Consider the following 24380-nt stretch of genomic DNA (forward strand, 5'->3'; position numbering starts at 1 on the left):
CGTCAGTCGACGTCGTGCCGCCGCGCCCGCCACGGCAGCACGATCCAGGTGCCGACGACCACCGCGGCGAGGGCGCCACCCACGATGAGCGCGGCCGTCAGGTTCACCACGAAGGTCACGATGAGCGCGACCGCGCAGAGCATCGCCACGGCGAGGGCGACCAACCCGGCCGTGGCGAGCCGGCCGGTGATCGCCACCAGCTCGTTCTTGCGACGACGGCCGAAGAGCACCCGGTGCGCCGCGACGGGTCCGATGAGCAGGACCGCGGCGAGCGCCGAAGCCACCAGCGTGACGAGGTAGAGCGCCCGCTCGCCGTCGGTGAGCTCGCCGAAGCGTTGCTGGAAGGCGATGCCGAGCAGGAAGGCGAAAAGGATCTGCACCCCGGTCTGCGCGACGCGGAGTTCCTGCAGCAGCTCGCCGTAGTTGCGATCGAAGCGGTGCGCGGCGCTCTCGTCGCGTTCGTACTCCGCCGGCACCTGCGCCATCGACGTCTCCTCAGCTCAGCGGCCGACCGCCTGCTCCAGTTCTGCCTTGCTCATCGACGACCGGCCGGAGACATTCTTGCGCTTCGCCTCCTCGTAGAGCTGCGCCTTGGTCCGGCCCTGCGCACCCTGGTGGGAACGGAGGCCGCCGCGCCGGGAGGCGGAGATGTCGTCCGTCGAGGTCTTGCTCGCCTGCTTCGACTCGCCTGCCTGCGCCCGGTTCTTGTTGACGGTGCGAGCAGCGATCTCCTTGGCCTGCTTCTTCGGCCGGCCGCGGTCCTCCAGGCTCTGCTCGATCTCCTCGTACTGGCGCTCGCGCTTCTTGCTCCATCCCTGTGGCATGGCAACGGGATACCCGTCGATGCCGACGTCACCTCGCGCCGACGTCCCGAGACGAAACTGATAGACAGACACCGTGAGTCAGGAATCGGGGTCCGACGGGGTGGACGACCTGCGCGCCCGCATCGAGCAGGCTCGCGCCAGCCTCGCCGCCGCGGCCGAGGCGCTGGCCGCGCGGGGCAGCGAGCAGCCAGCGGCGGCCTCTGCCGCCCCCAGCGCCCCGGAGCCCGACCCGGCGTCGGCCGCCCCCGAGCCGGCGGCATCGCCCGGCGCGCCCGAGCCGTCGGCACCGTCGGCACCGAGCAAGGAGCTGGTGGCGGTCAGTCGAGGTCCGCTGCAGCGGCCCGGCGTGCTGACGACGCTCGCCGGTGTCGTCGTCGGCACCGTCGTCCTCGCGATGCGACTGCGCCGTCGGGGCGGGCGCTGACCGGTACCGCCTCCGCGCGATGCCACGAGCTTCCCTCAGCAGCGGTGGGAAGCATGTCCGGGTGAGACGTCTCGGTCTGCTCGCCCCGGCGGGATTCCTGCTGCTGGCGGTCCTCGTCGTGACGCACTGGAATCCGCTGCGCCGGCTCGACCTCGACGTGGCCTCCGGACTCAACGACGCGATCGCGCCGCACCCGACGCTGGTGACGCTGCTGAAGGTCGTCAGCGAGGTCGGCCAACCCGCCACCTGGCAGGTGCTCGCGGCGGTCACCGCCCTGCTGCTCCTCCGGCGCGGCGAGCGGGCGGCGGCCCTGGTCACCGTGGCGACGGTCGTGCTGGCGAGCCTGATCAACAACATCATCAAGCTCGTCGTGAGGCGGGACCGACCCACCGTGCCCGACGAGCTCAGCCATGCCCACGGCCTCTCGTTTCCGAGCGGACATGCCACCGCCTCCCTGACGGGGGTGACGGTGCTGCTGCTGGTGCTGCTCCCCCGCCTCCCCCGCGGCGGGCGCGCCGTCCGGCGGGCGCTGGTGGTGGCCGGGGTCGCCGTGGTGCTCCTCGTCGGATTCAGCAGGCTCGGGCTCGGCGTCCACTACCTCAGCGACGTGGTGGCGGGCTGGCTGCTCGCGGTGAGCTGGATGCTGCTCTGCCTCGGTGCTGCCCGGCGGTGGGACCGGGGTGGCACCCTCACACCGCGGGCGGCAGCTCCAGCCGGCCGGGTTCGGTCTCCAGCGCCACCATCCTGAGCAGCTCACCGAAGAGCGCCTGCACCCGCCCGAGGTCCGGCTCCCGGTCCCGGTTCTGGATGCCCACCAGCAGCGTGAGGGCCAGATCGGAGAAGACCCGGGCCCGGTCGAGGGGCAGTCCGACGCCGACGATGGCCTCGGTGACGGTGGCGTCGCGGCGGGCATCGACCCGGGCGACCGTGTCGGCGACCTCGTCGCTGCTGTGCGCCCACGCCCTGATGGCCGCCTCGGGCGCGTGCGGCAGGGACACGCCGTACTCGATGAGCCGGTAGAGCCGCAGACCCGCATCGGGCTCGGCCTCGGTGGCAGCGATCAGCTGGTCGTTGTGCTCGCGCTCCCAGTGCGCCAGCAGCCCCGTCACGAAGCCCGCCATGCTGCCGAAGTGGTGGTAGAACGACCCCTTGGTGATGCCGAGGCGATCACAGACCTGCGAGATCGTCAGCGCACCGCTGCCGAGCTCGCCCAGCACGCCGAGCGCGGTGCGGTAGTAGTCCTGCGCCGTGAGTGGTGCGGCTGTCATGCGAGTGACCCTCCCCGTCCCCGGACCCCTATGTTGGCAGCCCGTCAGCGACCGGCGGCGTAACCCTGTGCGCCACGCGGGTTCGCGGCCGCCCGGAGCCGGCCGTCCGGGGTCCGCGACACCGCGCTCAGCCGTCCCAGCGTCCAGCCGTCGGCGACGGTGACCTCGTGGCCGCGGCGGCGCAGCTCCGCGATCGTCTCGGGGCCGAGCCGATCCTCGGCCACCACCCCGCGCGGCTCGGCGTCGCGGGGGAAGAACGACGACGGGAAGTGGGTGGAGTGCCACGTCGCTGCGTCGATCGCCTCCTGCAGGTTGAGCCCGTGGACGGTGTGGAAGAGCCAGAACTGCAGCTGCCACTGGTCCTGCTGGTCGCCACCCGGCGTCCCGAAGGCCAGGTAGGGCTCGCCGTCGCGCCACGCCAGCGACGGCGAGAGGGTGGTCCGCGGCCGCTTGCCGGGTGCCACGGAGTTCGGCAGCCCCGGCGTCACGGTGAACATCTGCGCCCGCGTCCCCAGCCCGAAACCCAGCGACGGGATCACCGGGGAGCTCTGCAGCCAGCCGCCACTCGGCGTGGCCGAGACCATGTTCCCCCAGCGGTCGACGACGTCCACGTGACAGGTGTCGCCGCGGGTGCCCCCCCGCGCGTCGACGGCGGGCTCGACCTGCAGCGTCGGCTCTCCGGTCCCCGCCGCGCGCGCGGTCGCGGCGAAACTCGCCAGCCGGGGATCACGACCGTCCGGGCGCCCCGGCCGCAGCTCCGCACTGGCGGTGTCGGTGACGAGCGCCCGCCGCTCGTCGGCGTACCCGCGGCTGAGCAGCGTAGCGAGCGGGACGTCGGGCACGTCGCCGTACCACGCCTCCCGGTCGGCGAAGGCGAGCTTGGCGCACTCGAGCACCACGTGGGCCAGCTGCGGGTCGTTCGGGGTGGTGTCGGCGAGGTCGAAGCCGGCGAGCAGGGCCAGTTGCTGCAGCAGCACCGGACCCTGCCCCCACGCGCGCGTCTTGGCCAGGCGGTAGCGGCCGAGGTCCAGGGTGGCCGGCGCCTCGATGGGCGTGCTCCACCCCGCCAGGTCGGCAGCAGTCAGCACCCCGGCGTGCGGAGTGCCTGAGGTGTCCATGGCCGGGGTCCGGACGAAGGCGTCGACGGCCGCGGCGATCGAGCCGCGGTAGAAGTCGTCCCGCGCGGCGCCGACGGTCATGGCCGCGAGCCGCTCGTAGGTGTCGGCGAGCCGGGGATTGGTGAGGAACTCGCCCGGCTGCGGCACCCGACCGCCGGGGAGCCACACCGCCGCGGAGGTGGGCCAGTGCTCGCGCAGCAGCGACTCGACCGCGGCGATGGTCCGGGTGATGGCCGGCAGCACCGGGATACCGCGACGCGCGTAGCCGATGGCCGGGGCCAGCACGTCGGCCAGCGGCAGCGTCCCCCAGCGCTCCAGCAGGGTGAGCCAGGCGTCGAAGGCGCCGGGGACGGTGGCGGCGAGGTGGCCGGTGCCGGGGACGAGGTCCAGGCCGAGCGAGCGGTACAGCTCCGGGGTGGCCGCGGCCGGCGCCGGCCCCTGCCCGGCGACCACCAGGACCTCGCCGCTCCCGGCGGGGGCGATGAGCATCGGCACCTCACCACCGGGGCCGTTGAGGTGCGGCTCGACGACCTGCAACGTGAAGCCGGCCGCGGCGGCGGCGTCGAAGGCGTTGCCACCCCGCTCGAGGATTCCCATGCCGACCGCGCTGGCCAGCCAGTGCGTGGAGGCGACCATGCCGAAGTCGCCGGAGAGCTCGGGTCGGGTCGGAGGCGTCGTCATCCCCCCATCCTTACCCGAAGACGACTCAGCCCCGGTCGGACGCCGTCGAGGGCGTCCGACCGGGGCCGGGTACGAGCTGAATCAGATAGCGCGGACGTTCTCCGCCTGCGGGCCCTTCTGGCCCTGGGTGGTGTCGAACTCGACGCGCTGGTTCTCGTCGAGGCTGCGGTAGCCGTCGGCGATGATCGCGGTGTGGTGGACGAAGACGTCAGCCGAACCGTCCTCGGGGGCGATGAAGCCGAAGCCCTTCTCGCTGTTGAACCACTTGACGATGCCCTGTGCCATGAAACTCGGTCCTTTCCGGAAACCGTTGACCGTGTGCCGTGTGCACGCGGTCCCGGTGGGTGATGCGCGTGGGCGTGGCTTCCGGGTGGATTCCGGGGCTACGACAGGAGCAACTTCAACAAATCCTGCGCTTCGCTGTCTGTGCCGAGGGAGGAGTGCTGACCACCGGGGCAAATCGTACCAGGCTCGCCCGTCCCCGACCTGCCTCCCGGCGTGTCCCCGCGTTGCGCGCCGGCCGCGGCGTCTACTACCGCACACCAGCCCCGCGTACACATGCCCGGCCGAGGCTCACCGCGTAAGGTCTTCAGATGCATCCGATGCACTAGATCTGACACTCGAGGACGGCCGAGACACGTGGCGACGGACCAGTCGACGGAATCTGACAACCCCTCCACCCGCGGTGACTTCGGCGCCAACGAGTGGCTCGTCGAGGACATGTACGAGCGCTACCTGGCCGATCCGAACAGCGTCGACGCCGCCTGGCACGACTTCTTCGACGACTTCCGGCCGGGTTCTGCGAACGGCTCCCCGAATGGTGCTGCCAACGGCAACGGTGGCGGCACCAGCAGCAACGCAGCCCCGAGCTCGAACGGCGTCTCGAACGGCGTCGACGCTCCCGCCGGCTCTGCTCCCCGTCCCACCCCGGCCGCGGCCACGCCGCCCCCGGCGTCGGCGCAGAACCGGCCCACTCCCGCGGCGACCGTGAAGGAGGGCAAGCCCGCCGAGGCGCCGGCCGCCGAGAACACCGTCGCGGGCAAGCCCGCGCCGAGCACCCCGGCGCCGAAGGTCGAGAACCCGGGCACCGCGCCACTGCGCGGTGCCGCAGCCCGGGTCGTGCAGAACATGGAGAACTCGCTGCACCTGCCCACCGCGACGAGCGTGCGCGCCGTGCCGGTGAAGCTGCTCTTCGACAACCGCGTCGTGATCAACAACCACCTCAAGCGGGCGCGCGGCGGCAAGGTCAGCTTCACCCATCTCATCGGGTACGCGATCGTCAAGGCGCTCGCCGTCCACCCGGAGATGAACAACCACTACGCCGAGGTGGACGGCAAGCCCGCCCTCGTCACGCCGGAGCATGTCGGACTCGGCATCGCCATCGACCTCGTGGGCAAGAACGGCTCGCGGTCCCTCGTCGTCGCGGCCATCAAGCAGGCCGAGACGATGGACTTCGCGACGTTCTGGAACACCTACGAGGACATCATCCGGCGCGCCCGCAACGGCAAGCTCGGCGCCGATGACTTCGCCGGCACCACCATCAGCCTCACCAACCCCGGCGGCATCGGCACCAACCACTCGGTCCCGCGGCTGATGCAGGGTCAGGGCACCATCGTCGGCGTCGGCTCCATGGACTACCCGGCCGAGTTCAGCGGGATGAACCCCGACCAGCTCATCGACCGCGCGATCAGCAAGATCATGACGCTGACCTCCACCTACGACCACCGCATCATCCAGGGCGCGCAGTCCGGCGAGTTCCTCAAGGTCATCCACGAGCTGCTGCTCAGCGACGACTTCTACGACGAGATCTTCGCCTCGCTGAAGATCCCCTACGAGCCGGTGCGCTGGCGCGTCGACAGCTTCGCAGCCCACGAGGGGCAGATCAGCAAGGAAGCCCATGTCATCGAGCTGATCAACGCCTACCGCACCCGCGGTCACCTCATGGCCGACACCGATCCGCTCGAGTACACCGTCCGCAAGCACCCCGACCTGGACATCACCAGCTACGGCCTCACGCTCTGGGACCTGGACCGCGAGTTCCCCGTCGGCGGCTTCGCCGGCGAGAAGATGATGAAGCTGCGCGACATCCTCGGCACGCTGCGCGACGCGTACTGCCGTCGGGTCGGCGTCGAGTACCGACACATCACCGACCCCGAGCAGCGCCGCTGGCTCGAGGCGCGCATCGAGGTCAAGCACGAGCAGCCCTCGCGGGAGGAGCAGCTGCACATCCTCGGCCGGCTGAACGCGGCGGAGGCCTTCGAGACCTTCCTGCAGACCAAGTACGTCGGGCAGAAGCGCTTCAGCCTCGAAGGCGGCGAGACCGTCATCGCGCTCATGGACGGCATCCTCGCCGAGGCGGCCGATCAGGAACTCGACGAGGTCGTCATCGGCATGCCGCACCGCGGCCGGCTCAACATGCTCGCGAACATCGTCGGCAAGCCCTACGCCAAGATCTTCAACGAGTTCGAGGGCAACATCGACCCCGGCACCGCACAGGGCTCCGGCGACGTGAAGTATCACCTCGGCGCCGAGGGCACCTTCCACGCCCCGAGCGGCAACGAGGTCGCGGTCTCGCTCACCGCGAACCCGTCCCACCTCGAGGCCGTCGACCCGGTGCTCGAAGGCATCGTCCGCGCCAAGCAGGACCTGCTGGACAAGGGTCACGGTGGCTACACCGTGCTGCCGGTGATGATGCACGGTGACGCCGCCTTCGCCGGTCAGGGCGTGGTGGCCGAGACCCTGAACCTCTCGCAGCTGCGGGGCTACCGCACCGGCGGCACCGTCCACGTCGTCGTCAACAACCAGGTGGGCTTCACGACCTCGCCGTCGTCGTCGCGCTCGTCGCTGTACTGCACCGACATCGCGCGCATGATCGCCGCGCCGATCTTCCACGTGAACGGCGACGACCCCGAGGCGTGCGTCCGGGTGGCCAAGCTCGCGGTGCAGTTCCGGCGCGAGTTCCACAAGGACGTCGTCATCGACATGGTCTGCTACCGGCGCCGCGGCCACAACGAGGCCGACAACCCGTCGTTCACGCAGCCGCTGATGTACGACATCATCGACGGCAAGCGCAGCGTGCGGAAGCTCTACACCGAGGCCCTCGTCGGCCGCGGCGACATCACCCTCGAAGATGCCGAGGCGGCGCTGAAGGACTTCCAGTCACAGCTGGAGAAGGTCTTCGTCGAGACCCGTGACAGCAGCGACAAGGCTGCGCCGCAGCACGACATCGAGCGGGAGACGCCGTCGCAGCAGGTCACCACCGCCGTCAGCATCGACGCCATCAAGCGGATCGCCGAGGCGTACGCGAATCCGCCCGAGGGCTTCACCATCCACCCGCGTCTCAAGCCGCAGATTGACCGCCGTGTCGCGATGGCGAGCAGCGGCAAGATCGACTGGGCCACCGCCGAGCTCTTCGCCTTCGGCTCGCTGGTGATGGACGGCCGCACCGTCCGGCTCTCGGGTCAGGACTCCCGCCGCGGGACGTTCACGCAGCGGCACGCGACGCTCATCGACCGCGAGACCGGTGCGGAGTACACGCCGCTGAAGCAGCTCACGGACGACCAAGCACCGTTCTTCCCGTACGACTCGCTGCTCAGCGAATTCGCCGCCGTGGGCTTCGAGTACGGCTACTCGGTGGCCCGCGAGGACGCGCTGGTCTGCTGGGAGGCGCAGTTCGGCGACTTCGTCGACGGCGCCCAGACCATCATCGACGAGTTCATCAGCTCCGGCGAGGCCAAGTGGGGACAGCGCTCGGCCGTCACCCTGCTGCTGCCGCACGGTTACGAGGGGCAGGGGCCGGACCACTCGTCGGCCCGCCCGGAGCGATTCCTGCAGCTCTGCGCCGAGAACAACATGACGGTCGCCATGTGCTCGTCGCCGGCGAACTACTTCCACCTGCTGCGGCGGCAGGGGCTTTCGCCCGTCCGCCGGCCGCTGATCGCCATGACGCCCAAGTCCCTGCTGCGCCTCAAGGCCGCGGTGAGCGAGTTGGACGACTTCACGACCGGCACCTTCCAGCCGGTGCTGCCGGACGCCAACGCCGATGCGGGCAAGGTGACGCGCGTGCTGCTCTGCGCCGGCAAGGTCTACTACGACCTCGCCGCCGAGCGGGAGAAGTCAGGGCGCGACGACGTGGCGATCGTCCGGGTCGAGCAGCTCTACCCGCTGCCGGCCGAGTCGATCGCCGCCGAGCTGGCGAAGTACCCGGACGCGGACCTGGTCTGGGTGCAGGAGGAGCCGGCCAACCAGGGCGCCTGGCCCTTCATGGCGCTGAACCTTCCCGAGCACCTCGGTGGCCGCAGCCTCATGCTCGCCTCGCGCAAGGCGTCGGCGTCGCCCGCCGTCGGCTCGATGTCGGTGCACGAGTCGCAGCAGCGCGAGGTCGTCGCCGCCGCCTTCAGCTAGTCCGGGGGCGAGCGGATGTACTTCACCGACCGCGGCATCGAGGAGCTGGTCGCGCGGCGCGAGGGCGAGCAGGTGGACGTCGAGTGGCTCGGCGACCGTCTGCAGGCCTTCGTCGACGCGCACCCCGAGTTCGAGACGGCGATCGACCGACTCGCCACCTGGTTGGCGCGAGACGACGAGGACGACGAGTGAGCCTCAGCAGGCCTCGACCGGTGTGAGCTCGGCGGCGGGCTCGACCGACGGCCGCAGGTCGAAGCGCGGCAGGAAGAACTGCGTGATCGGTCCGATGCCGAAGGCGAAGAGCAGCGTGCCGAGGCCGACCGTGCCGCCGAGGCAGAAGCCGACGGCGAGCACCGTCAGCTCGATCCCGGTGCGCACCAGCCGGATCGAGCGACCGGTGCGGCGGGCCAGTCCCGTCATCAGCCCGTCCCGTGGCCCGGGACCGAAGCCGGCCCCGATGTACATGCCCGTCGCGGCCCCGAGCAGGACGATGCCGCCGAGGAGCTCGCCGATCCGAACCGGGAGCGGTGCCTCACCGGGCAGGACGTCCAGGCTCACGTTCAGGGCGAAGCCCACGAGCAGCGCGTTGCTCACGGTCCCGAGACCCGGCCACTGCCGCAGCGGGATCCAGAACAGCAGCACAATCCCGCTCACGAGGATGGTGATCGTCCCGATGGCCAGTCCGAGCCGCTCGCTGACGCCCTGGTGCAGGACGTCCCACGGGTCGAGGCCCAGGCCGGAGCGGACGAAGAGCGCGCACGAGAAGCCATAGAGCCCGAGCCCCACGTAGAGCTGGACCAATCGTCGGGTGAGGATCACCGGACCACTCTGACACAGCAGGACCTCCAATAACCGGTCCAATTGCGCTGACAATGGTCTGGTCGTGTGGCATGATCGCAGCCGTGGTCTCCGCTGCGCGAGTGAGTGGTACGGCCCTGGCACGTCTGCTCCCGGACGGCAGTGCCGCGCCGGGCGCCGCGTACGCCGTGCTCGCCACGGCGTTGGGACGGCTCGTCGTCGACGGCCGTATCCCGGTGGGGACGCGGTTGCCGAGCGAGCGCGATTTGGCTGCCGCTCTTGGCCGGAGCCGGGCGACGGTGACGGCGGCGTACGACCAACTCCGCGCCGATGGCCTGCTCGACAGCCGCACGGGGGCGGGCAGCTTCGTCCGCGTCCCCGCCGGGGCGCGGCCGCGCACCGCCGCCGGATGGCACGTCGGGCCGGCCGCGGCGGACCCGATCGACCTCTCCATGGCCATGTTTCCCGGTGCGCCCGCGGCCCTGGCCGGCGCTGCGGTGGCCGCCGCCGATGATCTCGGCCCCCATCTGCACGACATCGGCTACGAGCCCGCGGGCCTGCCCGAGCTGCGGGCGGCGATCGCCCGGCGCTTCGAGCGGCGCGGCCTGCCGACACGGCCGGATCAGATCCTCGTCACCAACGGGTCCCTGCATGCGCTGGACCTCGTCCTCCGGCTGCTGCTCTCCCCCGGCGACCACGTCCTCACCGAGGTCCCGAACTACCCGGCCGCACTGGCGGCGATCACCCAGAACGGTGGGCGCGTCGCCGCGGCCCCGATCGAGGCCGAGGCCGCCTGGCTCGGCGAGCAGTGGGACTCCGTGCTGCGACACCGCACGCCGCGGCTGGCGTACCTCACGCCGGACTTCCACAACCCCACCGGGGCGCTGGCCACTGACGCCGAACGCCGGGAGCTGCTGCGCCGGACCCGACGCACCGGCACCACCGTGGTGGTCGACGAGACCTTCGTCGAGCTCGGCTTCGACGTCGATCCCCCCGCGCCGACGGCGACCCACGACGCCGGCGTGATCACGCTCGGGTCGCTGTCGAAGTCGGTCTGGGGCGGCCTGCGCATCGGCTGGGTCCGGGCCGCCACCGACATGGTGAACCGTCTCGCGGCGCTGCGGAGCACGATCGACATCGGCGGCCCCGTGCTCGAGCAGCTGCTGGCCGCCCGGCTGCTGGCGTCGCTGGACGAGATCGCCGCCGAGCGGCGAGCGGAGCTTCGGGGCAACTGTGCCGCGCTGCGCGACGCGCTCGCCGACGAGCTGCCCGGCTGGCGCAGCGTGGCTCCGCGGGGCGGCCTGGGGCTCTGGGTCGAGCTCGACGCCCCGCTCGCCACCCCGCTGGCGGCCCTCGCCGAGCGGTCCGGCGTCATCCTGGTGCCGGGCCCTCGCTTCGGCCTGGACGGCAGCTTCGAACGATTCCTGCGGTTGCCCTTCACGCAGCCCGTCCCGCGGCTGCAGGAGGCGGTGGCCCGGCTCGGCGCGGCGTGGCGCGAGCTGGGGTCGGGGACCGGCCGTCCGGGGCCGCTGGTCGTGGCCTGAGCCTCTCCGCTCGGGTGCTACTCGATGACGGCCGAGCGCGAGAGCCGGACCTCCTCGATGTCCAGGCCGGCCTGCACCTGCCGCAACACGATGTCGTCGATCAGCTGATCGTCCCGCAGCGCGAGCAGCGTGGCCCGCTTGTGGCCCAGCAGCGCCAGCCGCAGCGCCGTGTACTGGTCGTCGTGGACGACGATCGGGTCCTCGCTGCCACCGTCGGCGGCCAGCAGCTTGCGGCGCTTCTCCATCTCGCGGCGCACCCGCTCGACCACGCGCTGCTCGCTGCCGAGGTCGGCGGCGAGCTCGTCCAGCGCCTCGAAGGCGGCCTCGGTCGTCCGGGTCTCGGCCAGCCGGCGCTCCTCGGCGACCGAGGTGTCGTCGGGCAGGCGGGCGAAGCGGACCACCGCGGGCAGCACCACCGCCTGCAGCAGCGTCAGGACGATGACGCCGGAGGTGACGACGACGATGAGGTCACGGTCCGGGAAGGGCAGGCCGTTGTCGAGCTCCTTCGGTACGGCCAGGGCCGCGGCGAGCGAGACGGCACCGCGGAAGCCGGCGACGGCGTTGACCGTCCGGGCTCGGGCACCGACCCGGCGCAGCCGCTGCTGCGGACGGCGGTCGATCATGCGGATCAGGTAGGGCGTCGTGTACAGCCACGCCCACCGGACGCCGATCACCACGCCCGTCACCGCCAGGACGTAGGCCAGCGCGCGTCCGGGCGAGACGCTGGTGAGGTCCAGCGCGGCGGTGTGGGCCTCGAGGCCGACGAGGACGAAGAGCGCGCTGCTCAGCACCGTGGTGGCCAGCACCCAGAAGCCGGACATCTGCTGTCGCGCGGCGGCACCGGTGATGCGCGGTGACACCTGGCTCATCATCAGGCCGCAGACGACGACGGCGAGCACCCCGGAGGCGTGGATGGACTCGGCGAGCAGGAAGGCCGCGAAGGGCGTCACCAGGATCGCGATGTTCTCCAGGATGGGGTCGTCCATCCGCTGTCGCAGCTGCCAGCTGATCACCCCGACGAGCGCTCCGGCGAGCGCCCCGCCGCCGTAGGAGAGGACGATCAGCCAGGAGACGTGCAGCGTGTCCAGCTGTTCGGTGCCGACCGTGACTCCGACGGCGAGGCCGTAGACGACCAGGGCGGTGCCGTCGTTGACGAGGCTCTCGGCGCGCAGCACCGTCACCGTCCGGCGGGGCAGCGCCCGGGCCAGGACGCCGACCGCCGTGGCGTCGGTGGGGGCGACGGCGGCACCGAGCACCCAGGCCGGTCCCCACGGCATGCCGAGCAGGTGGGCCACGGTCGCCACCGCGCCGGCGGTGGCCACGACGAGGGCGGTGCTCGCCAGCATAACCGCGCGCAGGTTGTTGCGGATCTCGCGCAGCGAGGTGGTCAGGCTCTCCCAGTAGAGCAGCGCCGGCAGGAAGACCAGCAGCACCACCTCCGGGGGCAGTTCGGCGCGGCGGAACTCCGGCACGAAGCCGGCCGCTACTCCGATGGCGAGCAGCAGCAGCGCCGGCGCGACCGGGAAGCGCCGCGCCAGCAGACCGGCCAGCAGCAGCGCGATGCCCAGCACCACCACCATCTCGAGACCCAGCACGGTCATGTACTACCAGGTGCGGGCTGCTCGCATTCCCGATCGCACCCACTCGCTCCCGACCGACACCCGTCCGTACGCCCCCGGTCCGTACGCCCCCGGTCCGTACGCCCCCGGTCCGTACGCGCCCCCGCCGTGCGCGGGCGGGCCAGCGCAGCGGACGGACCAGCGCAGCCGCTGGGTCAGCTCCCGACAGGGGCGAGCGCGCTGACGCCGTCGGTCACGGCCTGTGCCGCGACGGCCTGCCGGACCGCCGGAGCCACCCGCGCGTCGAACGGTGTCGGGACGATGTAGTCGGGCGTGAGCGCTTCGGCGACGACCCCGCTCAGCGCCTCGGCGGCGGCGAGCTTCATGTTCTCGGTGATGGCGGTGGCGTGCGCGTCGAAGGCGCCGGCGAAGACACCGGGGAAGGCCAGGACGTTGTTGATCTGGTTCGGGTAGTCGCTGCGTCCGGTGGCGACGATGGCGGCGTGCCGGTGCGCAACCTCGGGGTCGACCTCGGGGTCGGGATTGGCGAGGGCGAAGATGATCGCGTCCGAGGCCATGGTGGCGACGGCGGCCTCGCCCACCCGGCCGGCGCTCAGGCCCAGGAAGACGTCCGCGCCGGCCAGAGCCTCCTCCAACGAACCGGTGAGCCCGGCCTTGTTGGTGAGCCGCGCCAGCTCGGCCTTCACCGACGAGAGGTTCTCCCGTCCGCCGTGGACGATGCCCTTCGAGTCGGCGACGGCGATGTCGCCGATGCCCGCCGCGAGCAGGATCTTGGTGCAGGCGACGCCCGCCGCACCGGCTCCGGAGACGACGACCCGCAGGTCGCCCAGCGTCCGTCCGGTGACGGTGGCGGCATTGCGCAGCGCCGCGAGCGTGACGATGGCGGTGCCGTGCTGGTCGTCGTGGAAGACCGGGATGGAGAGCCGTTCGCGCAGCCTGGCTTCGATCTCGAAGCAACGCGGTGCCGAGATGTCCTCGAGGTTGATGCCACCGAAGGAGGGCGCGATGCGCTCCACCGTCTCGACGATCTCGTCCACGTCGGTGGTGGAGAGCACGATGGGCACCGAGTTGAGGCCGGCGAACTCGCTGAAGAGAGCTGCCTTGCCCTCCATGACCGGCAGCGACGCGGCGGCTCCGATGTTGCCCAGCCCCAGCACCGCCGTCCCGTCGCTCACCACCGCGACCAGCCGCGAACGCCAGGTGTAGTCGCGAGCACGCGACTCGTCCTCGGCGATGGCCGTGCACACCTCCGCCACGCCCGGCGTGTAGGCGAGCGACAACGACTCGCGGTCGACGAGCGGCATCGTGCTGGAGAGCGCCAGCTTGCCGCCCTCGTGCGCGACGAACACCGCACTCTGCGGATCGAACCCCACGTCCTGCTCCTGCTTCGCTGATCGGTGACTGCGGCGCCTGCTCCGGTGAGAGCGGCTGACGGTTGCGGTGCCGGGGTTCGCCCTGCCTCCCCAGTCTGTCACGAGGCCGAAAACCAGGGCGCCCGGTGCTACCTGAGAGATCGCCAACGTGCCCCGAAAAATGTCGCGGTTTCCATCTAGACGGCAAATGTCCGGAAGGGCAGTATTCGCTGCATTCATCAATGACTCTTAGGTTCACGAACCGGAGGCCCGTCACCCATGTCCCGTCCCAGGCGTTACATCCTCGCCGCCACCCTGGCGCTGAGCACTGCGGCAACCGCCGCTGCCCTCTCCGCGCCGGCCACCGCGACTCCCGCACCGGCCACGCCGACCCCGGCGTCCGCTGCAGCTCGGAGCGCCGCGGTCGCACAGTTCAAGGCTCGCGCCCACGGCAACGAGCGCACCTGCGCCACGCACGTCAAGGTCGGTCACGCCTCGTGCTTCGCCCGGGTCGTCACCGACTCCAAGGGTGACCCGGTCGCCCTGGCCGCTCCGGCCGGTTACGGACCGTCGGACCTGCGCTCGGCCTACAACCTCGGCTCGGCCAGCTCCGGCGGCAAGACCGTGGCCATCGTCGACGCCTACAACGACCCGACGGCGGAGAAGGACCTCGGCGTCTACCGCTCGCAGTACGGCCTGCCGTCCTGCACCACCAGCAACGGCTGCTTCAAGAAGGTCAGCCAGACCGGCAGCACCACGAGCCTGCCGAGCACGGACGCCGGCTGGGCGACCGAGATCAGCCTGGACCTCGACATGGTCTCGGCGGCCTGCCCCGACTGCAAGATCCTGCTCGTCGAGGCCAACTCGGCGTCGTTCTCGAACCTCGGCACGGCCGTGAACTACGCGGCCAAGCAGGGCGTGGCCGCGATCAGCAACAGCTACGGCGGCAGCGACTCGTCGGCCTCGTCGGCCTACGACCACCCCGGCATCGCCATCACCGCCTCCACTGGTGACGACGGCTACGGCGTCGAGTCCCCGGCCAGCTACGACTCGGTTGTCGCCGTCGGCGGCACCAGCCTGACCAAGTCCTCGAACTCGCGCGGCTGGAGCGAGTCGGCGTGGAGCGGTGCCGGCAGCGGCTGCTCCACCTACAACTCGAAGCCCAGCTGGCAGACCAGCGCCACGCAGTGCTCGGGCAAGGCCAACGCCGACGTCTCCTCGGTGGCCGACCCCAACACCGGCGTCGCGGTCTACGACTCGACCGCCTACCAGGGTTCCTCGGGCTGGCAGGTCTACGGCGGCACCAGCGCCTCGGCGCCGTTCGTCGCCAGCGTCTACGCGCAGGGTGGCAACCTCTCCGGCTACCCGGCCAGCTACACCTGGTCCCACACCAGCGGCCTCAACGACGTGACCTCCGGCAGCAACGGCAGCTGCTCGCCGGCCGTCTGGTGCACCTCCGGCTCCGGCTGGGACGGCCCCACCGGCCTCGGCACGCCGAACGGCACGTACGCCTTCTAGTCCGTCCGCTCAGCTAGTCCCGCACGTCTCCCGGCCCCGGTCGGCCGCGCCCCATCCGGCGCGGCCGGCCGGGGCCGAGCACGTAGGTCACCCGACCGACGACGTCCGCGGCACCGTGCGCCTCGCTGTCCCCGCCGGCGAAGGGGTTGTCCGAGGCCAGCCACCAGCCACCGTCGACGGGTCGGACCGCCCGCTTCACCACGAGACGGTCCGGCAGGTCGCGGAAGCGCGCGAGCACGACGTCGCCGGCGCGCACCGCCGCCGGAGCGCGGCGGACGAGCAGCACGTCACCGTGACGCAGCGTCGGGACCATCGACGGTCCGGACACCACGACCCGCAGCCAGGGCAGTTCCACGTTTTGCCACGCCTCCGGTCGGGGATGGTGCCATGAGTAAGGTCGACATCGTCCCGGCCCTGTCGTCTATTCGCTGGAGGAGCCACACCCATGCGCTTGTTCCGAAGCACCCCCGCCACCGTTGCCTACGCCCACTGCGACCTGCCGTGCGGCGTCTACGACCCCGCTCAGGCCCGCATCGAGGCCGAGTCGGTCAAGGCCATCATGGAGAAGTACCAGGGCAACGAGGACCCGGTCTTCCGCACCCGTGCGCTGATCATCAAGGAGCAGCGCGCCGAGCTGGTCAAGCACCACCTCTGGGTGCTCTGGACCGACTACTTCAAGCCGCCGCACTTCGAGAAGTACCCGCAGCTGCACGAGCTCTTCAACAAGGCCACCAAGGCGGCTGGCGCTGCCGGCGGCAAGGGCGAGGTCGACCCGGCCGAGGGGCAGAAGCTCCTCGACTACATCAAGGAGATCGACACCATCTTCTGGGAGACGAAGAACGCCGCCTGATCACCCACGGCACCGCAGCATGAGCGACGCGAAGGCCGGCTCCGTCGAGGAGCCGGCCTTCGTCGTGCCCGCCGGCACCCGGCTGGCCGACGACCTGCAGCTCTGGCTCGTCCGCCACGGCGAGACGGAGTGGTCCGTCTCCGGCCAGCACACCGGCGCGAGCGACATCCCCCTCACCGAGCGGGGCCGCCGACAGGCCGCGGCCGTCCGCGACACGCTCGCCGGCGTCGAGCCGGCGCTGGTGCTCTGCAGCCCGCGACAGCGGGCCCGCGACACCGCCGAGCTGGCCGGCCTGCGGGTCGACGAGTACACCGAGGACCTCGCCGAGTGGGACTACGGCGACTACGAGGGGCTGACCTCGGCCCAGATTCACGAGACGGTGCCGGACTGGACCGTCTGGACCCACGGCTGTCCCGGCGGCGAGTCCATGGCCGACGTCCGCGAGCGCGCCGACCGGCTGCTGCACCGGGTCCTGCCCCGGCTGGCCGACGGCCCGGTGGTCCTGGTCGGCCACGGCCACTTCAGTCGGGCGCTCGGCGCGCGCTGGATCGGCATGCCGATCCGCGGCGGCGCGAACCTGCTGCTCGACACCGCGGCACCGTCGCTGCTCGGGGCCCAGCACGCGACCCCTACGCTGCGACATTGGAACCTTCCCAACCCGACCTGAGCCGGCACCGCCGACTCCCCGAACGCGAGACAGAACCGAGGACACCCATGACGACCCCGGACCAGGTGGGTACTGACGTCGACATCGTCGAGGTGCGCACGCCCGCCGACGTGGTCTACGTGTCCACCCTGCGCCTCACTGCCGCCAGCCTGGCCTCACGCTGCGATCTCACCATCGACGACATCGAGGACCTGCGCCTGGCCGTGGACGAGGCCTGCGCCCTGCTGCTGCCGCACGCGACCGCCGCCGCCACCCTGGACGCCCGTTTCGAGGTCGGCAGCGGCGTGCTGCGCGTCCACACCAGCGTGGCGACCTCCGACACGGCCGAGCCCGACCGCAACGGCTTCGCCTGGACTGTTCTCGGTGCGCTCGCCACCGAGATCGCCGTCGAGCCCGCCCCGCAGCGCCTCACCATCTCCGTCGTCAAGAAGCGCGCCCCGCGGTGACCTCACCCAAGAAGCCCGCGCGGGCGAGTCGTGATCACGGCGAGGCAGCCCGCCTGCTCGCCGAGCTCCACGACCTCCCCGAGGACAGCCCTCGCCGGCAGTCGCTGCGCGACCAGCTCGTCGAGCAGCACATGCCCCTCGTCGTCTACCTGGCGCGCCGTTTCTCCGGCCGCAACGAGCCGATGAACGACCTGGTCCAGGTCGGTGCCATCGGGTTGATCAAGGCCATCGACCGCTTCGACCCGGAACGCAAGCTCGAGTTCTCGACCTACGCGACCCCCACCATCCTGGGTGAGATCAAGCGGCACTTCCGTGACACCGGCTGGCTGATCCACGTGCCGCGCCGCGCGCAGGAGCTGCAGACCACCCTTAACTCGGCCCGGGCCGACCTCAGCCAGGAGCTCGGCCGCGCCCCGACGGTCAAGGAGATCTCGGCGCGCATCGAGGTGGACGAGGAGACGGTGCTCGAGGCGCTCGACGCCGCACGCGCTTACTCCGGCGTGCCGATCGACGTCCTCGCCGCACCCGGCGAGAGCGTCCCCGAGCACCCCATGCTCGGCATCACCGACGAGGGTTTCGAGCAGGTCGAACAGCGCGCGATGCTGCGCAAGGTCATCGCGAACCTGCCCGAGGCCGAGCGCGAGATCCTGCTGCTGCGCTTCATCGCCAACAAGACGCAGACCGAGATCGCCGCCATCGTCGGGGTATCGCAGATGCAGGTCTCGCGGCTCGTCGCCCGCGGTCTGCGGCGGCTGCGCGAGAGCCTGGGCGCGCCGGAGCCGCCGACCGAGCCCCGGCGCCGCAAGAGCTGAGCGGCGCGGTCGTCCGGCAGACCAGCTAGTCCAGTGGGGCGCGGTCCAGCACCTCACGGGCCGGCGGCGTGAAGAGCAGGTAGATCACGGCCACGGCGGCGATGACGATCGGGCCGCCCCAGCCGACCCGTCCGGCGTCGACGACCAGGCTGTAGCCGACCGGCAGGGCCAGTACCTGCAGCACGACCATGGGCGAGCGGGCGCCGGAGCTGAGGCGCAGCAGACCACGAGCCCCGGCGACCAGCGCGGCTGCTCCGGCGAAGGCCATCACGGCCGCGAGCAGTGGGCGCAGCACACCGTGCGGGTGCTCGAAGACAGCGCCGTAGACGAGGAAGAGCCCGGCACCGACGAGCGCGAGTCCCTCCAGGGCGAGGATGCCGCAGGCGGCCCGGACCTGCTGCGGGACGGCGCGGCCGGGACCGGTGTCCGGAAGGTCCGGCTGCGAGGCCGCCGAGCGATCGTCCACGGCACCCAGCCTAACGGCGTCAGTAGTGTGGGCGAGCGTGCGAGTCCTCGTCGTCACTAATCCCCGCGCCACCGCGATGAGCGGTCGTGAACGCGACGTCCTCGCCCATGCCCTGGCCAGCGACGCCGAGCTCGAGGTGGCCGAGACCGCCAATCGCGGGCACGCGGCCGCACTTGCCTGCCGGGCCATGCGCGCCGGCGTCGACGCCGTCGTCGCGCTCGGTGGCGACGGCACCGTCAACGAGGTGATCAACGGGCTGCTGACCGACGGGGTGCACGACGGTGTCCCGGCGCTCGGGATCGTCCCGGCCGGATCGACGAATGTCTTCGTCCGCGCCCTGGGCCTGCCGAACGACCGCATCGAGGCGACCGGCTCGCTGCTGGAGGGGCTTCGTGCCGGGACGACACGCTCGGTCAGCATGGGACTGGCCAGCATGGCCAGCGGCGAGGAGCGCTACTTCTGCTTCGCCGCCGGCATCGGCTTCGACGCGGCCATCGTCCACGGCGTGGAGCGGATGCGCCGCAAGGGCAAGCGCTCCACACACCTGCTCTACAGCCGCGTCGGCGTGGCGGAGTTCTTCAAGTCCGACCGCCGGCACCCGCACCTGTCGGTCGAGCTGCCGGACGGGACCCGCTGGGACGACATCCACTTCATCGTCGTCACCAACGCCGACCCCTGGACCTACGTCGGCAACCGGCCGCTACGGCCCACCCCCGAGGTCACCTTCAGCTCGGGCCTCGGCGTCTACGCCAGGAGACGGATGCGGACCTTGGGCGTGCTGGTCAGCATGGCGCGACTCTCGGGAAACCGGCCTCGCGTGGGGCGTTTCGGGGCCCACAGCCTGCATGACCTCGACCACATCACCGTCCTCGCCGACGAGCCCATGCCCTTCCAGGTGGACGGCGACGCCCTGAGCTTCCGCGACAAGGTGACCTTCCGGTCGGTCCCGAATGCGATCCGAGTCGTGGTGTCCCCACCCGAATTGTCGGATTAATTTCGCCTTCGTCGTGCAGAAGACTCGACCCGCCCGTCGATCACGCGTACCGTCGCCCGGAGTCGGAGGACAGGCCGAATCCCTGCCACCACGGCGTTCTGACTGAGACACGAGCCGGTGATGTGCATCGCCGCTCCTTGAACCGTGCCAGAGCTCGTGAAAGGATTCACAAGCGTGGTCAGCGGGCGAATGTGCCCCCACCGCGCCGAGTGAGGAGAGAAAGACTGATGGACTGGCGGCACCGCGCGATATGCCGTGACGAGGATCCCGAGCTGTTCTTCCCGATCGGGAACACCGGGCCCGCGATACTGCAGATCGAGCAGGCGAAGGCTGTGTGCCGACGCTGCCCGGTCATCCAGGACTGCTTGACGTGGGCGCTCGAGTCCGGCCAGGACGCCGGCGTCTGGGGCGGTTTGAGCGAAGACGAGCGCCGCGCGCTCAAGCGTCGTAACGCCCGCGCCCGCGCCCGGCTCGCCTGACCCCACGCCCCGCAGGTCGGGGCACGCCACACGCGCCGTCCCCGTCGACGGCGCGTGTTCGTTTGTGGCGGCGCCTGCGGCGGTCAGCCTGCGGTCAGCCGGAGGCGGTCAGCCGTCGCGGCGCCGGCGGGCGGTGAGCGGCACCTCGACGACAGCGTCGGTACCCCGGCCGGCCTCGCTGGCCCGGTAGGCGACCTCGCCGCCGAGCTCGGCCGAGACCAGGGTGTTGACGATCTGCAGGCCCAGCCGGTCGGACTTGGCGCCGGAGAAGCCCTCGGGCAGCCCCACCCCGTCGTCGCGGATGATCACCGCGAGCACACCTCGGCGCCGCTCGGCCAGCACCGTGACCGTCCCCTCGGCGTCGCCGGGGAAGGCATGCTCGATGGCGTTCTGGACCAGCTCGGTCAGCACCAGCACCAGTGGGGTCGCGACCGCTGCGGGGATGTCGCCGAAGCTTCCGTCCCGACGGCCCGTGACCCGCTGCTCGGAGCCCATGACGTCGGCGAGCATGGTGAGGAGCCGGTCGACGATCTCGTCGAAGTCGACCGCCTCGTCCACCGAGACCGAGAGCGTCTCGTGGACGAGAGCGATGGACTGGACCCGCCGCATCGACTCCTCCAGCGCCGTCCGAGCCTCCGGGACGGAGACCCGGCGCGCCTGGAGCCGGAGCAGCGCGGCCACCGTCTGCAGGTTGTTCTTCACGCGGTGGTGGATCTCGCGGATCGTGGCGTCCTTGCTCATGATCTGGCGATCCCGCCGGCGCAACTCGGTGACGTCCTGCATCAGCAGCAGCGCACCGAGCGTCTCGCCTCGCGGCCGCAGCGGCCACGCCCGGAACAGGATGGTCGCGCCCTGCGCCTCGACCTCGATACTGGCCGGGTGGCCGCCGTCGATGGCCTCGGCCACGGCGCCGGCCAGGTCGCTGGCGTCGAAGGGGTCGTCGGCGACGGAGCTGGTGAGGGCGTCGATGGGCTCCGAGAGCACCGGGCCCGTCACACCCAGGCGGCTGAACGCCGAGAGCGCGTTGGGGCTGGCGTAGATGATGGTGCCGTCCGGTTCCAGGCGGACGAGGCCGTCACCGACGCGCGGGCCCGATCCCTCCTCGGCCGGGACGTCGTCCGGCGCCGGGAAGGTCCCGTCGGCGACCATGCCGGCCAGATCCGCCGCACTCTGCAGGTAGACCAGCTCCAGCTGGCTGGGGGTGCGGACGCTGGCGAGGTTGGCGTCGCGGCCGATCACCGCGATGACCTCGTCGCCGAAGCGGACCGGGATGGCCTCACGACGGATCGGCAGGTCACCGTCCCAGTCGGGGTCCACCTCGCGGAAGATGCGCGACTCGGCCCAGGCGATGCGCAGCGGCGCGACGCGGTTGCCCTGCAGCACGACGCCGACCTGGTCGTGCTGGTAGGCCGTCGGACCGGTGGTGGGGCGGCACTGCGCGACGCAGAGGAAGCCGGGCACCGAGCCGGCCTCGGCCGAGGGGACCGCGACCGGCACCCAGAGCAGCAGATCGGCGAAGGCGAGGTCGGCGAGCAGCTGCCACTCCCCCACCAGCCGAGCGATGTGGTCGACCTGCGCGTCGTCCAGACTGGTTCGGACGGCGAGGGTGTCAGTGAGCGCGGACATCACGGGCAGCCTACTAAGGTCCCGCCCATGTCCGAGTCACAAAACGGGCGACCCCCGCGCCTGTCCACCGGTGCCGCCGTCGCCGTCGGTGTCCTGCTGCTGATCCCGTGCGTCGCGCTGGCGGCCGTGCCGCTCTACTCGCGGGAGACACCCACGATCGGCGGCTGGCCCTTCTTCTACTGGTATCAGCTGCTCTGGGTGCTGCTGACGCCGATCCTGACCTACGCGGCCTACGCCATCATCAAGCGCGCGCGGCGGCAGCGGTGAGCGCGCCGGCGCTGCTCGCCGCCGGCGGCGGGGTCAACACCGTCGAGCTCGCGGTCGTGATCTTCTTCTTCGTCGTCGTGACGGCGGGTGGCTTCGTCGCCGTCCGGTGGCGCAAGGCCGACTCGATGGACAGCCTCGAGGAGTGGGGCCTGGGCGGCCGCGGCTTCGGCACCATCGTCACCTGGTTCCTGCTCGGGGGTGACCTCTACACCGCGTACACCTTCGTGGCCGTCCCGGCCGCCATGTACGCCACCGGCGCCGTCACGGGCTTCTTCGCGGTGCCGTACACGATCGTCGCGTACCCCATTGTCTTCGTCTTCCTGCCGCGGCTGTGGAGCGTCGCGCAGAAGCGCGACTACGTGACCCCGGCAGACTTCGTGCGCGGCCGCTACGACAGCCGCGGCCTCGCCCTGGCCGTCGCCGTGACCGGCATCCTCGCCACGATGCCCTACATCGCGCTGCAGCTGGTCGGCATCCAGGCCGTCTTCGACACCATGGGCCTCGGCGGATCGTCCAACGAGTTCGTCCGCGACCTGCCGCTCATCGTCGCCTTCGCAGTCCTCGCCGCCTACACCTACTCCTCCGGCCTGCGGGCGCCGGCGCTGATCGCCTTCGTCAAGGACACGTTGATCTACGTCGTCATCGTCGTCGCGATCATCTACGTCGCCAGCCAGATCGGCTTCAGTGACATGTTCGCGGCCGCGAAGACGAAGATGGAGACACCCTCGCCGGCCACCGGGGCGCCGACCGGCACCTTCGTCACGGGCGAGGCGACGTACTGGGCCTACGGCACGCTCGCCTTCGGCTCGGCGCTCGCGCTGTTCATGTACCCGCACTCGATGACGGCCGTGCTGTCGAGCAAGACGCGCTCGGTCATCCGCCGTAACACCGCCATCCTGCCGGCGTACTCGCTGATGCTCGCGCTGCTCGCCCTGCTCGGCTTCGCCGCCATCCAGCTCGTCGGCGCGGGGAAGATGAACATCGTCGGCTCCGACGGGACGGTCAACGCGCAGCTGGCCGTGCCACACTTCTTCCAGGCCGTCTTCCCGTCGTGGTTCGCCGGCGTCGCCTTCGCCGCGATCGCCATCGGTGCGCTCGTGCCGGCGGCGATCATGTCCATCGCGGCGGCCAACCTCTTCACCCGCAACATCTTCCGCGAGTTCCTCAAGCGGGATGCGACACCGAAGCAGGAGGCCCGGGTTTCCAAGATCGTCTCTATCCTGGTGAAGTTCGGCGCGCTGCTGTTCGTGCTCGGGCTGGACAAGCAGAACGCCATCAACATGCAGCTGCTCGGCGGGGTGTGGATCCTGCAGACGCTCGTCGCCATCGTGGCCGGGCTCTACACCCGGTGGTTCCACCGGTGGGCTCTGCTGGCCGGCTGGGCCGCCGGGATGGCCTACGGCACGGTCGAGGCGTACCTGCAGAAGGTGCCGAACGCAACGACCAAGATCGTGGACGGCAAGCCCGTCACCACTGTGGACGGCGTCCGGCACTTCGGCGCCTCCATCGCCGAGATCCCCTTCACGCACACGAAGGTCTACATCGGCGTCACCGCGCTGGTGATCAACATCCTCGTCGTCGTGCTGCTGACCTTCGTCCTGCGGGCAGTGAAGGCGCCGGCCGGGACGGACCAGACGCACCCGGACGACTACTACTCGGACAAGGCCTCCCCCGTCGTCGCCGCCGAGCTCGCCAACTGACCCGATTCGGGAGCGCTGATCCCGCCCAGCGGGACCAGCGCTCCCGAATCGTGGCGTATCCCGGGAGGAACCATGTTCCACGTCGTCTTCGTCGAGCCGCGCATCCCGCCGAACACCGGCAACGCGATCCGGATGGTCGCGGCCACCGGCGCCCACCTGCACCTGGTCGAGCCGCTGGGGTTCACCATGACCGACGCCCAGCTGCGGCGGGCCGGCCTGGACTACCACGACCTCGCCACCGTCACCGTCCACGCCGACCTCGCCGCACTGTGGACGGCGGTGCTGCCGGCGCGCGTCTTCGCCTTCACCACCTCCGGGACGACGTCGTACGCCGACATCGACTACCGGGCCGGGGACGTGCTGATGTTCGGCCCGGAACCGACCGGGCTGGCCCCTGAGGTCCTGGCCGACCCTCATCTCACCGACCGGGTCCGCATCCCGATGCTGCCGGGACGACGTTCCCTCAACCTCTCGAACTCTGCGGCCGTCGCCACCTATGAGGCGTGGCGGCAGCTGGGGTTCGCGACGCCCAACTGACGACTCAAAACGTGTGGCACCTTCA

Annotated in this window: 26 protein-coding genes; 15 read left to right on the top strand and 11 right to left on the bottom strand. The window is 71.1% G+C overall.

Annotated features, from left to right (window positions below):
• Window positions 1-2 precede the first annotated feature (2 nt).
• Both AC0NZQ_RS21270 and AC0NZQ_RS21275 read right to left on the bottom strand, forming a co-directional pair.
• Entirely contained in the window at window positions 3-485 is a 483-nt protein-coding gene (locus tag AC0NZQ_RS21270) for a DUF6328 family protein (protein WP_474532117.1), read from the bottom strand.
• Between the two features lie 15 nt (window positions 486-500).
• Window positions 501-824, bottom strand: a complete 324-nt coding sequence (locus AC0NZQ_RS21275) for a plasmid stabilization protein (RefSeq protein WP_474532118.1) — start codon at window positions 822-824, stop codon at window positions 501-503.
• A gap of 73 nt (window positions 825-897) precedes the next feature.
• Here AC0NZQ_RS21275 and AC0NZQ_RS21280 point away from each other — a divergent pair, with 73 nt between their 5' ends.
• Both AC0NZQ_RS21280 and AC0NZQ_RS21285 read left to right on the top strand, forming a co-directional pair.
• Window positions 898-1248, top strand: a complete 351-nt coding sequence (locus tag AC0NZQ_RS21280) for a hypothetical protein (protein ID WP_474532119.1) — start codon at window positions 898-900, stop codon at window positions 1246-1248.
• Window positions 1249-1309: 61 nt separating this feature from the next.
• Entirely contained in the window at window positions 1310-1996 is a 687-nt protein-coding gene (locus tag AC0NZQ_RS21285; protein WP_474532121.1) for a phosphatase PAP2 family protein, read from the top strand.
• Here the strand turns inward: AC0NZQ_RS21285 and AC0NZQ_RS21290 are convergent.
• The 3 genes from AC0NZQ_RS21290 to AC0NZQ_RS21300 all read right to left on the bottom strand — a co-directional run bounded on the left by AC0NZQ_RS21290 (window position 1938) and on the right by AC0NZQ_RS21300 (window position 4600).
• Window positions 1938-2516: a TetR/AcrR family transcriptional regulator gene (locus AC0NZQ_RS21290; protein WP_474532122.1), complete on the bottom strand. Its 579-nt coding sequence runs from the start codon at window positions 2514-2516 to the stop codon at window positions 1938-1940. The genes AC0NZQ_RS21285 and AC0NZQ_RS21290 overlap by 59 nt on opposite strands.
• Before the next feature lie 44 nt (window positions 2517-2560).
• The gene (locus tag AC0NZQ_RS21295) at window positions 2561-4315 is read right to left on the bottom strand and encodes a gamma-glutamyltransferase family protein (protein WP_474532123.1); all 1755 of its coding nucleotides are present in this window, start codon (window positions 4313-4315) and stop codon (window positions 2561-2563) included.
• An 81-nt stretch (window positions 4316-4396) separates the two neighbouring features.
• A complete protein-coding gene (locus AC0NZQ_RS21300) occupies window positions 4397-4600 on the bottom strand; it encodes a cold-shock protein (RefSeq protein ID WP_474532124.1) in 204 nt (67 codons plus the stop codon).
• A gap of 354 nt (window positions 4601-4954) precedes the next feature.
• Here AC0NZQ_RS21300 and AC0NZQ_RS21305 point away from each other — a divergent pair, with 354 nt between their 5' ends.
• Together AC0NZQ_RS21305 and AC0NZQ_RS21310 are read left to right on the top strand one after the other, a co-directional pair.
• The gene (locus AC0NZQ_RS21305; protein WP_474532125.1) at window positions 4955-8719 is read left to right on the top strand and encodes a multifunctional oxoglutarate decarboxylase/oxoglutarate dehydrogenase thiamine pyrophosphate-binding subunit/dihydrolipoyllysine-residue succinyltransferase subunit; all 3765 of its coding nucleotides are present in this window, start codon (window positions 4955-4957) and stop codon (window positions 8717-8719) included.
• Between the two features lie 15 nt (window positions 8720-8734).
• Window positions 8735-8911 carry a DUF6104 family protein gene (locus AC0NZQ_RS21310; RefSeq protein WP_474532126.1) on the top strand — a complete coding sequence of 59 codons (177 nt, stop codon included), beginning with the start codon at window positions 8735-8737 and terminating at the stop codon, window positions 8909-8911.
• Window positions 8912-8914: 3 nt separating this feature from the next.
• Here AC0NZQ_RS21310 and yczE read toward each other — a convergent pair whose 3' ends face one another.
• On the bottom strand, window positions 8915-9538 hold the full coding sequence (gene yczE, locus AC0NZQ_RS21315; protein ID WP_474532127.1) for a membrane protein YczE: 624 nt from the start codon (window positions 9536-9538) through the stop codon (window positions 8915-8917).
• Window positions 9539-9639: 101 nt separating this feature from the next.
• Between yczE and yczR the strand changes: the two genes are divergently transcribed.
• Window positions 9640-11061: a MocR-like transcription factor YczR gene (gene yczR, locus AC0NZQ_RS21320; RefSeq protein WP_474532128.1), complete on the top strand. Its 1422-nt coding sequence runs from the start codon at window positions 9640-9642 to the stop codon at window positions 11059-11061.
• A gap of 17 nt (window positions 11062-11078) precedes the next feature.
• Here yczR and AC0NZQ_RS21325 read toward each other — a convergent pair whose 3' ends face one another.
• Both AC0NZQ_RS21325 and AC0NZQ_RS21330 read right to left on the bottom strand, forming a co-directional pair.
• Complete coding sequence (locus AC0NZQ_RS21325; protein WP_474532129.1) at window positions 11079-12662, bottom strand: Na+/H+ antiporter; 1584 nt, start codon at window positions 12660-12662, stop codon at window positions 11079-11081.
• A 173-nt stretch (window positions 12663-12835) separates the two neighbouring features.
• A complete protein-coding gene (locus tag AC0NZQ_RS21330) occupies window positions 12836-14014 on the bottom strand; it encodes an NAD(P)-dependent malic enzyme (protein WP_474532130.1) in 1179 nt (392 codons plus the stop codon).
• A gap of 258 nt (window positions 14015-14272) precedes the next feature.
• Here AC0NZQ_RS21330 and AC0NZQ_RS21335 point away from each other — a divergent pair, with 258 nt between their 5' ends.
• On the top strand, window positions 14273-15511 hold the full coding sequence (locus tag AC0NZQ_RS21335; RefSeq protein ID WP_474532131.1) for a S53 family peptidase: 1239 nt from the start codon (window positions 14273-14275) through the stop codon (window positions 15509-15511).
• A 13-nt stretch (window positions 15512-15524) separates the two neighbouring features.
• On the opposite strand, the gene AC0NZQ_RS21340 is transcribed toward AC0NZQ_RS21335, so the two are convergent.
• Complete coding sequence (locus AC0NZQ_RS21340) at window positions 15525-15824, bottom strand: S24/S26 family peptidase (RefSeq protein WP_474532164.1); 300 nt, start codon at window positions 15822-15824, stop codon at window positions 15525-15527.
• A gap of 132 nt (window positions 15825-15956) precedes the next feature.
• On the opposite strand from AC0NZQ_RS21340, the gene sodN reads away from it, so the two are divergent.
• The 4 genes from sodN to AC0NZQ_RS21360 are packed head-to-tail and all read left to right on the top strand — an operon-like array spanning window position 15957 to window position 18286.
• Window positions 15957-16361 carry a superoxide dismutase, Ni gene (gene sodN, locus AC0NZQ_RS21345; protein ID WP_474532132.1) on the top strand — a complete coding sequence of 135 codons (405 nt, stop codon included), beginning with the start codon at window positions 15957-15959 and terminating at the stop codon, window positions 16359-16361.
• A gap of 19 nt (window positions 16362-16380) precedes the next feature.
• Window positions 16381-17028 (top strand): acid phosphatase, encoded by a 648-nt coding sequence (locus tag AC0NZQ_RS21350; RefSeq protein ID WP_474532133.1) that lies wholly within the window; start codon window positions 16381-16383, stop codon window positions 17026-17028.
• A 47-nt stretch (window positions 17029-17075) separates the two neighbouring features.
• Window positions 17076-17474: an ATP-binding protein gene (locus AC0NZQ_RS21355; RefSeq protein ID WP_474532135.1), complete on the top strand. Its 399-nt coding sequence runs from the start codon at window positions 17076-17078 to the stop codon at window positions 17472-17474.
• Window positions 17471-18286 (top strand): SigB/SigF/SigG family RNA polymerase sigma factor, encoded by an 816-nt coding sequence (locus tag AC0NZQ_RS21360; protein ID WP_474532136.1) that lies wholly within the window; start codon window positions 17471-17473, stop codon window positions 18284-18286. Before AC0NZQ_RS21355 ends, AC0NZQ_RS21360 begins: the two co-directional genes overlap by 4 nt.
• Window positions 18287-18311: 25 nt before the next feature.
• Here AC0NZQ_RS21360 and AC0NZQ_RS21365 read toward each other — a convergent pair whose 3' ends face one another.
• Window positions 18312-18752 (bottom strand): hypothetical protein, encoded by a 441-nt coding sequence (locus tag AC0NZQ_RS21365; RefSeq protein WP_474532137.1) that lies wholly within the window; start codon window positions 18750-18752, stop codon window positions 18312-18314.
• Window positions 18753-18789: 37 nt separating this feature from the next.
• On the opposite strand from AC0NZQ_RS21365, the gene AC0NZQ_RS21370 reads away from it, so the two are divergent.
• Together AC0NZQ_RS21370 and AC0NZQ_RS21375 are read left to right on the top strand one after the other, a co-directional pair.
• Window positions 18790-19746, top strand: coding sequence for a diacylglycerol/lipid kinase family protein (locus tag AC0NZQ_RS21370; RefSeq protein WP_474532138.1), 957 nt, complete (start codon window positions 18790-18792; stop codon window positions 19744-19746).
• A 227-nt stretch (window positions 19747-19973) separates the two neighbouring features.
• Complete coding sequence (locus AC0NZQ_RS21375) at window positions 19974-20225, top strand: WhiB family transcriptional regulator (RefSeq protein ID WP_073386214.1); 252 nt, start codon at window positions 19974-19976, stop codon at window positions 20223-20225.
• 108 nt (window positions 20226-20333) lie between these two features.
• Here AC0NZQ_RS21375 and AC0NZQ_RS21380 read toward each other — a convergent pair whose 3' ends face one another.
• The gene (locus AC0NZQ_RS21380) at window positions 20334-21851 is read right to left on the bottom strand and encodes a sensor histidine kinase (protein WP_474532139.1); all 1518 of its coding nucleotides are present in this window, start codon (window positions 21849-21851) and stop codon (window positions 20334-20336) included.
• A 27-nt stretch (window positions 21852-21878) separates the two neighbouring features.
• Between AC0NZQ_RS21380 and AC0NZQ_RS21385 the strand changes: the two genes are divergently transcribed.
• From AC0NZQ_RS21385 to AC0NZQ_RS21395, 3 genes are all read left to right on the top strand, one after another.
• The gene (locus tag AC0NZQ_RS21385; protein ID WP_474532140.1) at window positions 21879-22118 is read left to right on the top strand and encodes a DUF3311 domain-containing protein; all 240 of its coding nucleotides are present in this window, start codon (window positions 21879-21881) and stop codon (window positions 22116-22118) included.
• Window positions 22115-23818, top strand: coding sequence for a monocarboxylate uptake permease MctP (gene mctP / locus AC0NZQ_RS21390; protein ID WP_474532141.1), 1704 nt, complete (start codon window positions 22115-22117; stop codon window positions 23816-23818). Before AC0NZQ_RS21385 ends, mctP begins: the two co-directional genes overlap by 4 nt.
• 72 nt (window positions 23819-23890) lie before the next feature.
• Window positions 23891-24355: a tRNA (cytidine(34)-2'-O)-methyltransferase gene (locus tag AC0NZQ_RS21395; RefSeq protein WP_474532143.1), complete on the top strand. Its 465-nt coding sequence runs from the start codon at window positions 23891-23893 to the stop codon at window positions 24353-24355.
• Window positions 24356-24380 lie beyond the last annotated feature (25 nt).

The organism is Jatrophihabitans sp. sgz311053, from assembly GCF_056135305.1.